This window comes from Tardiphaga sp. OK245, from assembly GCF_900108575.1.
GTDB lineage: Bacteria > Pseudomonadota > Alphaproteobacteria > Rhizobiales > Xanthobacteraceae > Tardiphaga > Tardiphaga robiniae.
Genome location: NZ_FNWZ01000002.1, coordinates 266,110 through 280,068 on the forward strand (window position 1 = coordinate 266,110; position 13,959 = coordinate 280,068).

Here is a 13,959-nt window from a genome sequence, read left to right on the forward strand (position 1 = left end):
TGGCTTGCAAAGCTCAGGCCGCAACGGCCTGAGGAAGGATCGGAGCGATCGGATCGAAGCGGGTGCCCGCGCGCAGGCAGAAGGCCGGCTGCAGCAGGCCGTTCGCAATCACGTCGGTATTCTCGTTGTCGCGCAGGATGTAACGACCGGGCTTTTCGACGAGCACCGAAACGTCGGCATCCATGCCGACCTTGAGCGAGCCGATCTTGTCGGACAGGCCGATCATCTTGGCCGGGTTCGACGTCACCATCGGCACCACCTGTTCCAGCGTTAGGCCGAGCGAAATCATCGAGCTCATCGCCTGCACCAGGCTGAACTTGGCCTGGCCCTTGAACGGATGGTTCTCGTCATCCTCGTGCTCATCCGGCGTGCCGGCAGGCGCAGGCACCTCGGTGTTGTAACCGTGGATGTCGGCGCCGAGTGTGTTCGGCACGATGCCGGCGGCAATCGCCTTCTTGGCGAGGCGATAGGAGAAGTGGCTGCCATGGCCGACATCGATCTTGAGGCCACGATCGATCGCGGCCTGGATCACCGGATGCACTTCACCTTCGCGATTGACGAAACCGCCGGGATGCCGCGTGAACGGATGCGCCAGAACATCGCCTTCCTTGAGCAGCGGGATCACACGCTCCAGAATTGTATCGACGTCTTCGCCGTTGTTGCCCGATTCCGGCAGGCCCCAGAGCTGGCCGAAATGCACATACACTGGCAATTCCGCGCGCTTGCCGATTTCGGCCGCCATTTCCATCACGCGAATGCCCCAGCGCGCGAAGCCGCCGATTTCCGCATGGGCCTTGATGCCGCGAACGAGATCGCGATTGGCCACCGCCGATTTCACGGTCGCGTCGATATCGACGCCATCGGGGCTGTAGAGGTTGGGATAGAAATGCCCTTCGAGACCGCCGACGAGATAAGCCGACAGGAACGCGTAAACGCGCGATTTCGCGGGCTCGGCTATAAAATGACGAAAGCCCGGCAGCGTCATGCAGGACGGACCGCCCTGATCGATCAGCGTAGTGACGCCGGACTGCACGCCGACCATATCCGGCTGCATGCCGAAACGGCCACTGACATACTGATAGACGTGCGCATGAGTATCGATCATGCCCGGCAGCACCAGCTTGCCGGTCACATCCACCACTTCCTTCGCGCTGGTCGGCAAAATATCGGACTGCACGGCGGCGATCTTGCCATTGCGAATGGCGACATCCTTGATGCCGTCAACACCGGCGGCGGGATCGATAACACGACCACCGCGCAGCAGCAGGTCGAATGAGGCGGTAACGGACATGGCGGTCTCCTTGCGTTCCGGCGGACATTAGAGATCCACCAAAATACGAAGCATACTTCGTATTTTACAAAAGCAAAGTCCGTGCCATAAACATTGCGATGCGGTAGTTTTTCAACGCGCTCGCACCATACGAGCCGTAGCCGACACAAGGAGAGACTGCGTTGCCCCAGGCCAAGCCGCGCCGTGACAAGCCCGTCCACAAGCCCTGGCCGCTGGCCCAGCGACCGGGATTTTTGATCAGACGGCTACACCAGATCCATGTCGCGCTGTTCCAGGAAGCCTGCAGTGCCTTCGAGATGACGCCACTCCAATACAGCCTGCTGTCCGCATTGGCGGCGCGGGGAACGGCCGATCAAACCAGCTTAGCTGCTGATATTGCTCTGGATCGCACGACCACGACCGGCGCGCTGAAGCGACTCGAAGCACGCAGGCTGGTCGAGCGTCCGGTCAGCGACGACGACCGCCGCGCCCGCGTCTGCCGGCTCACACCGGCCGGTGCCACACTGCTGAACAAGATCGAAGCCGCCGCTCGCGACGCACATCGCGCGACCCTGGGCAGCCTCTCGAAGACGGAGCAGGCCACCTTCATCGACCTGATGCAGCGCATCGTCGCAGAGAATGCCAGCCGCAATGCAGCGCCTGATCTCGCGGAATGAGGGTGCTCACAGCAAGTTTCGCCAGATTAGAACGGCTATAAATTAATCAGCCTGATCGCCACGCAGGCAGACAATTATTCAGGACCGCAGCATCAGCCGTTCATCAGGCGGTGCGATTTCGGTGACGAGATCGCGGATCAGCGCTTTCTTCGGCAGCGGCGCCAGCGTCGTCATTCCCTCTTTGAGCCGAACCGTGCAGGCGTAATCAACCTTGCCGTCGATCAGCATCATGCATTCCTTGCACGCATTGGCATTGATGCAGGAGAAGCGAAACGCCAGCGAGGGATCCATGCTGCGGCGCACCGCGCGCAGGCCGTCGAGGATGGACTGGCCGTGCTCGAAGGGAATATCGAACATGTCCTGATGCGGTACTTCGCCGAGAGCACCGCGCTGAATGCTGAGTGTCGCCTTCATGCGACAGCCTTTCCGATGGTGGGCACGACCTTGCGCAGGGTCATGTCGCTGCCCGACAGTGCCACGACTTGGTTGACGCTCCACCCAACATCCAGACCGAGATGATCGTCGCGCTGATGGGCGCCGCGGCTTTCGGTACGCGCCAGCGCCGGTATGGCAACCGATTGCGCGACAGCGAGCATGTTGCGCAGGTCGAGCCAGTCGGCCAGCACGGGATCGAAGCTTTCCGCTGACGCGAACGGCGTATCGCCGATATCGGCCTTCAATTGCGCGATCTGAGAAATCGCCGAGCGCAATTTCGCATCGGTGCGGAACGGGCCGACATCATCGGCCATCACGGCCTGTAACTTCACGATAACCGCCGCGGGGTTTGGCGCATCGCGCTTGCTGGCGCTGCGCAGCAGATCGATGGCCGGCCTTGCCGCATCGGCTGACCACATCGACATGCCCTGCTTCGCGCGCTCTGCAGCACTGCGGCCTGCACGCGCGCCGAATACAAAGGCCTCGGTGATCGCATTGCCCGACAACCGGTTGGCGCCATTGGCGCCGCCGACCGCTTCACCACAAGCGAACAGCCCGGGCACGCCGGTCGCCATCATCTCGTCCACATGAATGCCGCCCATATGATAATGCGCGATCGGGGCAACCTCGACAGGACGCTGCGCGAGATCGATGCCGTTTTCGGCGAGCCGATCCACCACCGGCCCGAATGCCTTGCGGATTTCAGCTTCGGGCACATGCTGGAAGCTGAGATAGGCGCCGCCGGCGGGGCTGCCGCGGCCGGCTTCGACCTCCTTGGTGATCGCATAGGTGGCGAGATCACGCGTCAGCACATAGGTGCCGTCGCTGCGCGCGTCCTTGGTCGCATAATCCGTTTCGAATTCGCGCATTTCGGAATTGAGCAGCTTGCCGCCGAGCTTGTAGCGGAACGGGTCCCACATGATCGGATCCATGCCGACGAGGCGCGGCGCGAGATGACCGATGGGGAAGAACTGCACGAACTCCATGTCGATCAGCTCGGCACCTGCGCGCAAGGCAAGCGCATAACCATCGCCGCCCATATTCGACGATGCGCTGTTGCGCCGATAGAGCCCGGTGAGCCCGCCTGTCGCGATCACCACCGCCTTCGCCGCCAGCGTCACCGCCTGCCCGGTCGGCAGATGCAGTGCCGTCGCGCCGCAGGCTTCGCCATCACGCAATGCGATATCGACGATAGTGAGATCGCCGATACGCCGGATGCCGCTCGCATTGTTCAGCTGCGTACGCAGCGTCTTCGACACCGCGGGACCGGTGGAGAGAAAGTCCACATAGGCACAACGCGGCCGATCATGGCCCGGCGCCTGCGCCTGTTTAATATGCCCGTCCTCGCGCGCCCAGCCGACCTTCCACGCATCCATCTCGCGCAGCCGCTGCGGACCGTCCTCGCAGAGCAGTGCAGCGAGCCGCTCGTCGCAGAGCCCGCGGCCCGCCGCGAGTGTGTCGGCGAAATGATGTTCCCAGTGATCCGGCGTCTGCTCGCCCAAGGCGGCTGCGACCGTCATCTGCGCCATGACCGTGGCACCGCCGCGCCCGATCAGGCTGCGATCGGCGAGGATGACTGACGCACCAGCCTTCGCTGCTTCCAGCGCCGCATACATGCCGGCACCACCGGCGCCGATCACGAGAACATCGGCTTCGAGATGGATGGGAACCGAAGTATTGGGAGAAGGTGATGTCATGGTCAGGCGAGTGTCTCTTCAAACAAAGGCGTTGTCGGCAACCATCGTCGTGCCAGAACCATGCCACGCGGCATCTCTCGTCGTCAGATCTCCGTGCGCAGGATCGCCCGCGCCAGTGTCTGTGCACGCGGAACGATGCTCTCGATGTCCAGCCACTCCAGGTCGGTATGGACATTGCCGCCGACCGGGCCAAGACCGCAGAGCGTCGGCGTGCCGACGCTGGCGGTGAAACCGGAATCTGCACAGCCGCCGGCAAATTCGCCGGTCAACGTGGTGAGGCCCGAGTCGACAGCGGCCGCCTGATAGGCTTCGAACATCGCCTTCGCCGCAGCGTCCTGCACCAGCGGCAGGAATTCGCCGTTGATATGCAGCTTTGCCGTCGTGCCCGGCACGGTCGACGTCGCAATAATCTTCTCGATGGCGCCCATGATGGTCGCGCGGTCCGCCGGATCGATGTAACGGAAATCGATCTCGCCTTCGGCATGCGGCGCCGTGGTGTTGACCGACTGTCCGCCGGACACCAGGCCGACATTCAGCGTGATGCCCTTGTCCATATCGGTCAGCGCATGAATCTGCACGATCTTGTGCGCGAGTTCGCCGATGGCACTGATGCCCACCGAGAAATTGTTGCCGGAATGCGCGGCCTTGCCGAATACCTCGAAGCGCATGAACACGCCGCCCTTGCGGCCCGTGGTGATATTGCCGGTCGGACGTCCCGGTTCCGAATTATAGACGGCGCGCGCCGCACGGCCCTCGCGCTCGATGATCGGCCGCGACGAGCGCGACGCGATCTCCTCATCGCCGGTGATCAGCAGCTTGATGGGGCACGGCGCAGCATCGAACTTCTTTAGCGCGGCGGCCACGAATACGTTGATGACGACGCCGGCCTTCATGTCGGCAACACCAGGCCCATGGGCCAGATTGCCTTTAATAGTGAAGGGGCGCTTGGCGACTTCGCCCTTGGGAAACACGGTATCGCGATGGCCCATCAGCAGGATCGGCTTTTCGTTGCTGCCGGGTTTGGTGATCAGCCCATGCACGGCATCGCCATAGACATCATGAGGCTCGCGCCAGGTTTCGATGCCGTATTCGGCGAAGTGCTGTTCGAAACGAGCGCCGACGGCATCGACACCTTCCTTGTCGAAGGAGCCGGAATCGATGTTCACGACGTCGCGCAGCAGGTCGATCATCGGCTGCTTCTGGGACGCGAGCCAGTCGATGATCTGGGTTTCGGTAGTGTTCAACATGAATTGTCCTTCGGTCACTCTTGAGCGCTTGCGTTGCGCGTTCTTACTTCGCCATCGCCACGACGGGCGACGCTACATTCGACCTGCGCATCATCATGCGCGCAATGGCTTCGCCGATCACCACCGTGGTGAAATGAGTGTTGGCGCGGCAATCCGACGGCATGATCGACGCATCGGCAATGCGCAGACCCTTGAGGCCCTTCACGGTGCCATCCGGATTGACCACGCCACCCGTGTCCTTGAAGCCGGTCATGCGGCAGGTGCCCGCAGCGTGCTGGATGTCGCCGGTGTCACGGCGCAGCACGGCTTCAAGCTCGCGCGTCGGCAGAGCCGCTGCCTGCGGCAGCGTCAGGTCGGTATCGGTGAGGCGGATCCAGTCAGCGATGCCGGCGAGCGCCGGCTGCGTGGTGATCACGGCAAGCCGCTTCACGGCATCGACCATCCGCAGCATGTCGCGGGGGTCTGCCAGCATGTTCTCCTCGACGATCGGGTCGATCGACGCATTGATGGAGGCAAGCTTCAGCGTTCCGCGCGAGAAGGCGTTGAACAGGCCGGCACCGATGGCACCAGGATTACCGATGCCGCGATGATTGAACGCGATCAGAATCATGTCGCGCTTGCCGCCGTCAGCAAGTCCCGACGAATAGGTGACGCAGCAATTGGTGTGGCGGGTGTCCTTGTCCTTCGGCGCAACGGCGTCCTGCAGCTTGATCGTGGTGCGGAATAGCGGGTGGTCGAAGAAATTCCGGCCGACGGGCAGATCGCACTCGACAGCGATGCCCATGTCCTTCAGCTCGTCCGCCGGACCGATGCCCGAGCGCAGCAGGATCGCCGGGCTGTGGATCGAGCCGCCACATAGCACGATCTCGCGCGCGCTGATTTCCTGCGTGCCCTGCCCTTCGATGTGAACGATCACGCCGGTGGCCTGACCGTCCTTGATCACAACGCGGTCGACCAGCGCATGACCGCGGATTTCGAGATTGGCGCGGCCGCGCGCCGGTTCGAGATAGGCTTCATTGGTGGAGATGCGACGCAGATCGCGGCTGTTGATCGGATAGCAGGCGACGCCTTCGCCATCCGGCCCGTTAACGTCGTCGCACCACGCATAACCCGAGGCCAGTGCTGCATCGCGCAAGCCCTTGTCGATCGGCCCCCATGTCGCCAGTGGCGCACGGTAGACGGGCAGCGGACCGCCGCGGCCGTGGCCGGGCCTGTCGCCAAAGTCCAGATCATCCTCGATCACCGAGAATAGCGGCATGACTTCCCTGGCTGACCAGCCGGTGCACCCCAGCGACGCCCATTCGTCGAATGCGTCGGCGACACCGCGGATCGCGATCTGGCCGTTCATCATCGACGAGCCGCCGAGACCCTTGCCGCGCCAGTAGAAGCGCTGGTCCTGCCCGGCAACGCGACGCGAATGCAGCTGCGGCCACTGCCACTTTTCCTGGAATTCGCGCTGGTGAATGATCGGGATCGGGTTCGCTGTGGTGACTTCCCACGGCGCATCCGCCGCGCGCCAGTCGAGCCCGGCTTCCAGCAGCAGCACGCGCGTGGCGGGATTTTCGGAGAGCCTGGCAGCCACGGCAGCGCCGGCAGATCCACCGCCGACGACGATCACATCATACATAGTGCTTCATTTCTTTCTGCTGCGGCGCCCTACGCCGATCTTGTCCGGCCGAACGCGTGCAAAATCCGTTCCCGCCAGTATGCGCCCGGTGCACAGCAGACGCCAGCACGCACGCTGCAGAGGCAACGCGCGGCAAAGGCATGGCGGTTGGAAAAATATGGCCACAAGTTGTGGCGGTGATGGATTGAACGGAAAGAACCGCCTCAGAGGGGATCGCCAGGCTTCTTCGCCGGCGGATCCTCATCGAGAATCGCGCGCCATCCCGCACCTTCCAGATCCTCATACTGTCCGCTTTTCAGCGACCACATGAAGGCCCAGAGGCCGAGCAACCCAAGCGCGAGCGCCAGCGGCACGAGGACGACGAGGGACTGCATGGTTGGACCTATTTCAGCACGAGGCGGTTCTTCGACAGGAACATGCGCTGTCCGCCGGCCTCGCCTTCAAGCACCAGATCCCACAGTCCCGGCGCAAGTTCGGCGACCTTGCCGCGATAGACCACGCCTCCGGCCCCGATCAGCTCAACCGGCCGGTCCGCGCGACGATCGGCCGGCCGCTCCAGCCGCCCGGTGAAACTCAGCCCCGTGATCGGATTGCCGTGACGATCGCGCGCTTCGACACGGACCGCGGCATCACCTGCAGCATCGCGCTCGACATGCGCGCTGACCTTCCAGCCGCGACTGCTCTGGCCGCGCGCGGCCTCGATCTCGTTGCCGTAAGCGAGGCTCGCTGTATAGGGACTATCCACTTCGACACCCGGCAGCGTCTCCAGCGCGAATTTCATCATGACGACATTGACGCCGATGATCATGCCGAAAAACAAAACCAGGCAGATCAGGACAAACCGGCCGGTGATCGGACGAGGTGCGGCAACGGCGGCGCTCATGCTGTTCTCCTTCACGGTGCAACGAAATGATCGGTCGCCGACGCCATGTCATCATGGGCGGCATCGGTGACACGCATCACGAGCGGGAGCGACTTCTCGGAATTGATTGCCGCGGGCGCCGTCACCAGTACGCGCAGCTCGGTGGTCTGGTCGCGGCCAAGCACGATCTCCGGTCGTCCCGAGGACGCGGCATCCATGCCCACGACATGCACCGTGGCATTTGCCGGCCCGTTGACATCGAGCGTGACCACGCGGCCGGCGCCACGCTTATTCAAGAGGCGCACTGTATAGGCATTGCGGATCGAGCCGTCGCTGAGGCGCACCGCGACCGGATTACGATCATGCAACACGTTGATGTCGAGCAGCGAACGCGTCAGCAGCGCATAGAGCATGACGGCACTGACGACGGCAATGAGACTTGCATAGACGATCGTGCGGGCCCGGATGATGCGATAGATTTCGGACTTGCCCGCCTTGCGCCTGGCAATGTTGATGTCGGTGTCGTAGCCGATCAGCCCGGTCGGCCGGCCGATCTTGCTCATTACGCCGTCGCAGGCGTCGATACACAACCCGCACTGGATGCAATCCATCTGCAAGCCATTGCGGATATCGATGCCGACCGGGCAGACGTTGACGCATTGATAGCAATCGATGCAGTCGCCTGCGGGTTGGCCGAGCGCGCGCAGCTCGGCCGCCTTCTTCAACGAGGTCCGCTGCTCACCGCGATCGGTCTTGTAGGTGACGTTGAGCGCCCATTCGTCGGTAAGGGCCGCCTGGATGCGAGGCCACGGGCACATATAGAGACAGACCTGCTCGCGCATCCAGCCCGCCAGGGTGTAGGTTGTCGCCGTCAGGATCGCGATCCAGATATAGGCCAGCGCCGGCGCCTGGAACGTCACGAGTTCCCTCACCAGCGTGGGCGCATCGTTGAAATAGAGCACCCAGGCGCCGCCGGTCCACCATGCGATCAGGAGCCAGATCGAATGCTTCATCGTCAGTTCGACGACACGCTGCAGCGTGAACCCTTCGGCCTCCTTCTTCATCCGCTCACGGCGGTCGCCTTCGATCAAACGCTCGACGGCGAAAAACAGGTCGGTCCAGACTGTCTGCGGACAGAGATAACCGCACCAGACGCGACCACCGATGGCATTCATCAGGAACAGCGTGAGGGCGGCAAGGATCAGCAGGCCAGTGAAGAAATAAACTTCCTGCGGCCACAGCTCGATGAAAAAGAAATAGAAGCGGCTGTTCGGCAGGTCGACCAGCACCGCCTGATCGGGGGCACCGGGACCGCGATTCCAACGCACGAAGGGCAGCAGATAATAGATGCCAAGGCAAACCGCCATCAGCGCCCATTTGACGTTGCGATACCTGCCGGAGACCTTCTGCGGATAGACTTTCTTCTGCGCCGCATAGAGCGGGCCGTAGTCGAATTCCTCGGGTGCAACGGGCTTGTTCATGGAGGTCACTCTCGTCTTTGGAATGACCCTAGACTTCGCCGGTGCGATGCAATTGATGTACGTCAAAGGCACGCGCGGGATTGGCCGCGCGCGCTATGACTTATTGTCCACCCCCCAGCGAATGGACATAGATCGTCAGTGCCTTGATGGTCGCCGGATCGAGACGGCCGATCCACGCTGGCATCACGCCGTTGCGGCCATTGGTGATGGTCTCGACGATGGTCGCCTCGTCCGAACCGTAAAGCCATATATTATCGGTCAGGTTCGGCGCCCCCATGTCGGGATTTCCCTTGCCGGCGTCGCCGTGACACGAGGCGCAGTTGTCGGCGAACAGCTTCTGGCCAGCATTGGCGTCGTAACCCTTGGCCGTCGGCAATCCAGACAGTGAGCGCACGTAGTTCGCAACCGTCTCGATCTCCGGCTTCTTCAACATGCCGTCGCGGCCAAAGGCCAGCATCGATCCTTCATGCGATTCCGCATGGGCGGAACGCGCGCCGAACTGGATGGTCTTCTCGATCTGCTCCAGTGTGCCGCCCCACAGCCAGTCGTCATCGTTCAGATTGGGGAAGCCCTTGGCACCGGTCGCACCAGTGCCGTGACACGGCGCGCAATTGTCACCGAACACCACACGGCCTCTGGCGCGCCCCAGTGCCAGCAGCGCCGGATCCTTCTCAATTTCCGCGAGCGGCGCAGCGCCGAGCGTCGCCATCTTGCCTCCGCGGATCTTCTCGAGATTGGCGAGATCGACAGCGACATCCGCGCGTGACGAATAGCCCATGACGCCCGTCGCGTAGCTCTGCACCAGCGGCCAGGACGGATACACGACCCAATAGCCGATCGCCCACACGATGGTGAGATAGAAAGTCATCACCCACCAGCGCGGCAGCGGCGTGTTGAGTTCTTTGATGCCATCCCAGGAGTGACCTGTGGTGGTCTTGCCAGTGGCCTTGTCGAATTCGACTTCGTGATCGCTCATGATCTGTCAATCCTCTCGCAAGGGCTGACGCGCGGCTGCGTCAAACATCGCCTTGTTGCGGGGCCACAATGCGTAGGTCAGAATTGCAATGAAGATTCCGACAAAGACCGGCGTCCAGAATGTGAGGACGAGGTTCGACGCGAAGTTCTCGACGGTCAGGATTGCGCGCATGCTTCCATCTCCTCAGCGGAGGTTTGCTTTTTCGTTGTAGAGTTTGAAATCGACCAGCGTGCCCAGCATCTGCAGATAGGCCACCAGTGCGTCCATCTCGGTGGGCAGCCCCGGCTTGCCATCGAAGTTACGTGCCACCGATTTCGGATAGCGCTTGAGCAGCGCGTCGGTATCGCCATTGTCGGGATCGGCCTGGGTCTTCAGGTCCGCCACCGCATTGGTGATCTGATCGTCCGTATAGGGCACACCCACCGCGCGGTTGGTGCGCAGATGATCGGCGACGTTCTCGGTGCTGACGGGCGTCTCGGCCAGGAACTTGTAGGACGGCATCACCGATTGCGGCACGATGGCGCGCGGATTGCTCAGATGCGTGACGTGCCATTCATCGGAATACTTGGCACCGACGCGGGCCAGATCCGGCCCCGTGCGCTTCGAGCCCCACTGGAACGGATGGTCATACATGCTCTCCGCCGCGAGCGAATAGTGCCCATAGCGTTCGACCTCGTCACGCAGCGGCCGCACCATCTGCGAATGGCAGAGATAGCAACCCTCGCGGACATAGACGTTACGCCCTGCCAGTTCGAGCGGCGTGTAAGGCCGCATGCCCTCGACGGCTTCGATGGTGCTCTTGAGATAGAACAAAGGCGCAATCTCGACGATGCCGCCGATGGCGATGACGAGAATGATACCCACGATCAAGACGATCGAGTTCTTCTCGAAGATTTGGTGCCGACTCCAGAACGACATGATTGATCCTCACTCAGCCGGCTGCAACGTGGCGCCAGGGCTCGACAGCGCGCCCTCTTCCGCCTCGCCGACGCGCACGGTCATCCACAAATTCCAGGCCATGATCAGCGCACCGATCAGGAACAGCCCGCCGCCCGCTGCACGGATGATGTAGAACGGGTGCATCGCTTCGACGCTTTCGATGAAGGAATACTCGAGGAAGCCCAGCGACGTGTAGGCACGCCACATCAGACCCTGCAGGATGCCCGACACCCACATCGCGGAGATGTAGAGAACGATGCCGAGCGTCGCGATCCAGAAGTGCCACTCCACCAGCTTGAGGCTGTAGAGTCCCTTGCGATTCCACAGCCACGGCACCAGGCAATAGAGCGCGCCGAAGGAGACGAAGCCGACCCAGCCGAGCGCACCGGAATGCACGTGACCGATGGTCCAGTCCGTATAGTGACTGAGCGAATTCACCACCTTGATGGACATCAACGGACCTTCGAAGGTCGCCATGCCATAGAACGCGACCGACACCACGAGCATGCGCAGCACCGGATCGGTGCGCAGCTTGTCCCACGCGCCGGACAGCGTCATCAGGCCATTGATCATGCCGCCCCAGGAGGGCATCCACAGCATGATCGAGAAGGTCATGCCGAGCGTCTGCGTCCAGTCGGGCAGCGCCGAATAGTGCAGGTGATGCGGACCGGCCCAGATATAGAGGAAGATGATCGCCCAGAAGTGCACGATCGACAGCCGATAGGAATAGACCGGCCGCTCGGCGCGCTTCGGAATGAAGTAATACATGATGGCGAGGAAGCCGGCGGTGAGGAAGAAACCCACCGCGTTGTGGCCGTACCACCACTGGAACATGGCATCCTGCACGCCGGCCCACGCGACATAGGACTTGGAGCCGAAGACGGAGACGGGCAGCGCCGGGTTATTGCCGAGATGCAGCACCGCGATGGTGATGATGAAGGCGAGATAGAACCAGTTGGCGACGAAGATATGCGGTTCCTTGCGCTTCACGAGCGTCATCAGGAACACCAGCAGATAAGTTACCCAGACGATGGTCAGCCAGAGATCGGCGTACCATTCCGGTTCGGCATACTCCTTGGATTGCGTGACGCCGAGCAAATAGCCGGTGCCGGCAATGACGATGAAGAAATTATAGCCGAGCACGACGAACCACGGCGCAAGATCGCCAGCGAGACGGGTACGGCAGGTCTTCTGCACCACGAAGAACGAGGTCGCGATCAGCACGTTGCCGCCGAAGGCAAACACCACCGCCGACGTATGCAGCGGCCGCAGCCGGCCGAACGAGGTCCAGGGCAGATTGAAGTTCAGGTCCGGCCACGCCAACTGCATGGCGATCAGCAGACCCACCGTGAAGCCGGCGATGCCCCAGAACACCGAGGCCGCAGCGGCGAACTTGATCGGTCCGAAATTGTAATTCGGCCGCCCGTCGATCTCCTGCGGTGGCAATGCACCGCGCTCGAAATAACGATTGAGGATGACGAACACGGAGGCCAGGCTGGCGAAGCCGGCCAGCGTCACGTGGAAGGCATAGGCCGCATCTTCCGCCTTGGCCGCTGCGATGATGGAGAGAAATACGGTGGCCACAAGGATCACGGTCAGACCGGCCTCTCCGATCGTCATCCACTTCACGCTGTCAGTCTGGTTCGTCATGATGATTCTTCCCCGAGCACGCACCCATCAATCACGGCGGCCCGCTCAGTGAATTGATTGAAATCAAAGTTGGGGGAAGCTCGCTTGCTGGCTGCGCGAGGCGTCAGGCGAGAGCGGGAGCCGCGACGGATTCGGTGTCCAGCAGCCGGATGCGGCCCGGCAGAATCTCGATCGTGCCGCGGCGTTCGAGCTTGGCCAGCGTCCGGCACACGGTCTCGACGGTGAGGCCGAGATGATCGGCGATATCGCGTCGGCTCATCGGCACCGGAAGCGGATCGACATCGCGGCCGAGCCGTACCAGCCGGTCACGCCAGCATGTCAGAAACACAATCAGTTTCTCTTCAGCCACGCGGCGGCCCAGCGAAAACATCTTGTCATGTGCATCGGCGATCTCGGCCGCCATCAGCGTGACGATCTCGTTCAACACATAGGGCCGGTGACTGGCGAATTGCGCGAATTTCTCACGCGGGATTTCCCAGACCACTGCAGGACCGATTGCAGCGGCGGACACTTCATGATGCCCCTGCGTTGCGATCTCGAGGATGTCGCCCGGCAGCGCAAAACTTGTGATCTGGCGACGATTATCGCATTCAGTCCTGTAGATGCCGACCACACCCTCGACCACGCTGAAGCATTTGCCGGCCGACGCTCCCTGCGTGAACAGGACATCCTGCGAAGTGTAGGGCACCCGCTCGCCCAGGGCCATCAACTGGCGCAGATCGGCGGCGCCCAGATGAGACAGGAAGCCGCCCGGCTGCGCAGCAGCATTCGCACAAGGCGCAGCGAACGACGATGCAGCCATCAGCTTTGTCATGCGCTCCCCGGGTTTCGTTGGCCTCGCGGAAGTGCGGGGCACTTTTGGATAACCGGATCCGCGCGGCACACATTGATACACATCAATCGCTTCTTACCTCTCCCCGCATCTTGCGCGGGGAGAGGTCGGGTCGCGCGCATCGCGCGTGATCCGGGTGAGGGGCGGCGCACTGCAGCTGCCGCCTAGCAAGACCTATCGAATCGAAGAAGCGGAGATGGCAGTGGCTGAGGTGCCACGCCCCTCACCCCACCCCTCTCCCCGCACAGAGCGGGGAGAGGGAGCCG

At 62.2% G+C, this 13,959-nt stretch carries 14 protein-coding genes; 1 reads left to right on the forward strand and 13 read right to left on the reverse strand.

The annotated features are described in order from the left end of the window. Positions 1–13: 13 nt before the first annotated feature. On the reverse strand, positions 14–1,291 hold the full coding sequence (locus tag BLW80_RS07905; protein WP_093757545.1) for an amidohydrolase/deacetylase family metallohydrolase: 1,278 nt from the start codon (positions 1,289–1,291) through the stop codon (positions 14–16). 161 nt (positions 1,292–1,452) lie between these two features. On the opposite strand from BLW80_RS07905, the gene BLW80_RS07910 reads away from it, so the two are divergent. Continuing rightward, the gene (locus tag BLW80_RS07910) at positions 1,453–1,947 is read left to right on the forward strand and encodes a MarR family winged helix-turn-helix transcriptional regulator (protein ID WP_244528044.1); all 495 of its coding nucleotides are present in this window, start codon (positions 1,453–1,455) and stop codon (positions 1,945–1,947) included. Positions 1,948–2,025: 78 nt separating this feature from the next. Here BLW80_RS07910 and BLW80_RS07915 read toward each other — a convergent pair whose 3' ends face one another. From BLW80_RS07915 to BLW80_RS07970, 12 genes are all read right to left on the reverse strand, one after another. Further along, complete coding sequence (locus tag BLW80_RS07915) at positions 2,026–2,361, reverse strand: 2Fe-2S iron-sulfur cluster-binding protein (RefSeq protein ID WP_093757546.1); 336 nt, start codon at positions 2,359–2,361, stop codon at positions 2,026–2,028. After that, positions 2,358–4,079, reverse strand: coding sequence for an FAD-binding protein (locus BLW80_RS07920; protein WP_093757547.1), 1,722 nt, complete (start codon positions 4,077–4,079; stop codon positions 2,358–2,360). The genes BLW80_RS07915 and BLW80_RS07920 overlap by 4 nt, the downstream gene beginning before the upstream one ends. An 83-nt stretch (positions 4,080–4,162) precedes the next feature. Next, positions 4,163–5,326, reverse strand: a complete 1,164-nt coding sequence (locus BLW80_RS07925; protein WP_244528046.1) for a M20 family metallopeptidase — start codon at positions 5,324–5,326, stop codon at positions 4,163–4,165. 43 nt (positions 5,327–5,369) lie between these two features. Further along, the gene (locus tag BLW80_RS07930) at positions 5,370–6,953 is read right to left on the reverse strand and encodes a GMC family oxidoreductase (RefSeq protein WP_093757548.1); all 1,584 of its coding nucleotides are present in this window, start codon (positions 6,951–6,953) and stop codon (positions 5,370–5,372) included. A gap of 203 nt (positions 6,954–7,156) precedes the next feature. Then, on the reverse strand, positions 7,157–7,327 hold the full coding sequence (gene ccoS, locus BLW80_RS07935; protein ID WP_089267801.1) for a cbb3-type cytochrome oxidase assembly protein CcoS: 171 nt from the start codon (positions 7,325–7,327) through the stop codon (positions 7,157–7,159). Between the two features lie 8 nt (positions 7,328–7,335). Beyond that, complete coding sequence (locus BLW80_RS07940) at positions 7,336–7,836, reverse strand: FixH family protein (protein WP_093758164.1); 501 nt, start codon at positions 7,834–7,836, stop codon at positions 7,336–7,338. An 11-nt stretch (positions 7,837–7,847) separates the two neighbouring features. Beyond that, positions 7,848–9,296: a cytochrome c oxidase accessory protein CcoG gene (gene ccoG / locus BLW80_RS07945; protein ID WP_093757549.1), complete on the reverse strand. Its 1,449-nt coding sequence runs from the start codon at positions 9,294–9,296 to the stop codon at positions 7,848–7,850. A 100-nt stretch (positions 9,297–9,396) separates the two neighbouring features. Beyond that, positions 9,397–10,272, reverse strand: coding sequence for a cytochrome-c oxidase, cbb3-type subunit III (gene ccoP / locus BLW80_RS07950; RefSeq protein ID WP_093757550.1), 876 nt, complete (start codon positions 10,270–10,272; stop codon positions 9,397–9,399). Between the two features lie 6 nt (positions 10,273–10,278). Beyond that, on the reverse strand, positions 10,279–10,443 hold the full coding sequence (locus BLW80_RS07955; protein ID WP_068729582.1) for a cbb3-type cytochrome oxidase subunit 3: 165 nt from the start codon (positions 10,441–10,443) through the stop codon (positions 10,279–10,281). Positions 10,444–10,455: 12 nt separating this feature from the next. Continuing rightward, the gene (gene ccoO, locus BLW80_RS07960; protein ID WP_093757551.1) at positions 10,456–11,190 is read right to left on the reverse strand and encodes a cytochrome-c oxidase, cbb3-type subunit II; all 735 of its coding nucleotides are present in this window, start codon (positions 11,188–11,190) and stop codon (positions 10,456–10,458) included. A 9-nt stretch (positions 11,191–11,199) separates the two neighbouring features. Continuing rightward, the gene (ccoN, locus tag BLW80_RS07965; RefSeq protein ID WP_093758165.1) at positions 11,200–12,831 is read right to left on the reverse strand and encodes a cytochrome-c oxidase, cbb3-type subunit I; all 1,632 of its coding nucleotides are present in this window, start codon (positions 12,829–12,831) and stop codon (positions 11,200–11,202) included. 133 nt (positions 12,832–12,964) lie between these two features. Next, positions 12,965–13,675, reverse strand: coding sequence for a Crp/Fnr family transcriptional regulator (locus BLW80_RS07970; protein WP_093757552.1), 711 nt, complete (start codon positions 13,673–13,675; stop codon positions 12,965–12,967). Between the last annotated feature and the right edge of the window lie 284 nt (positions 13,676–13,959).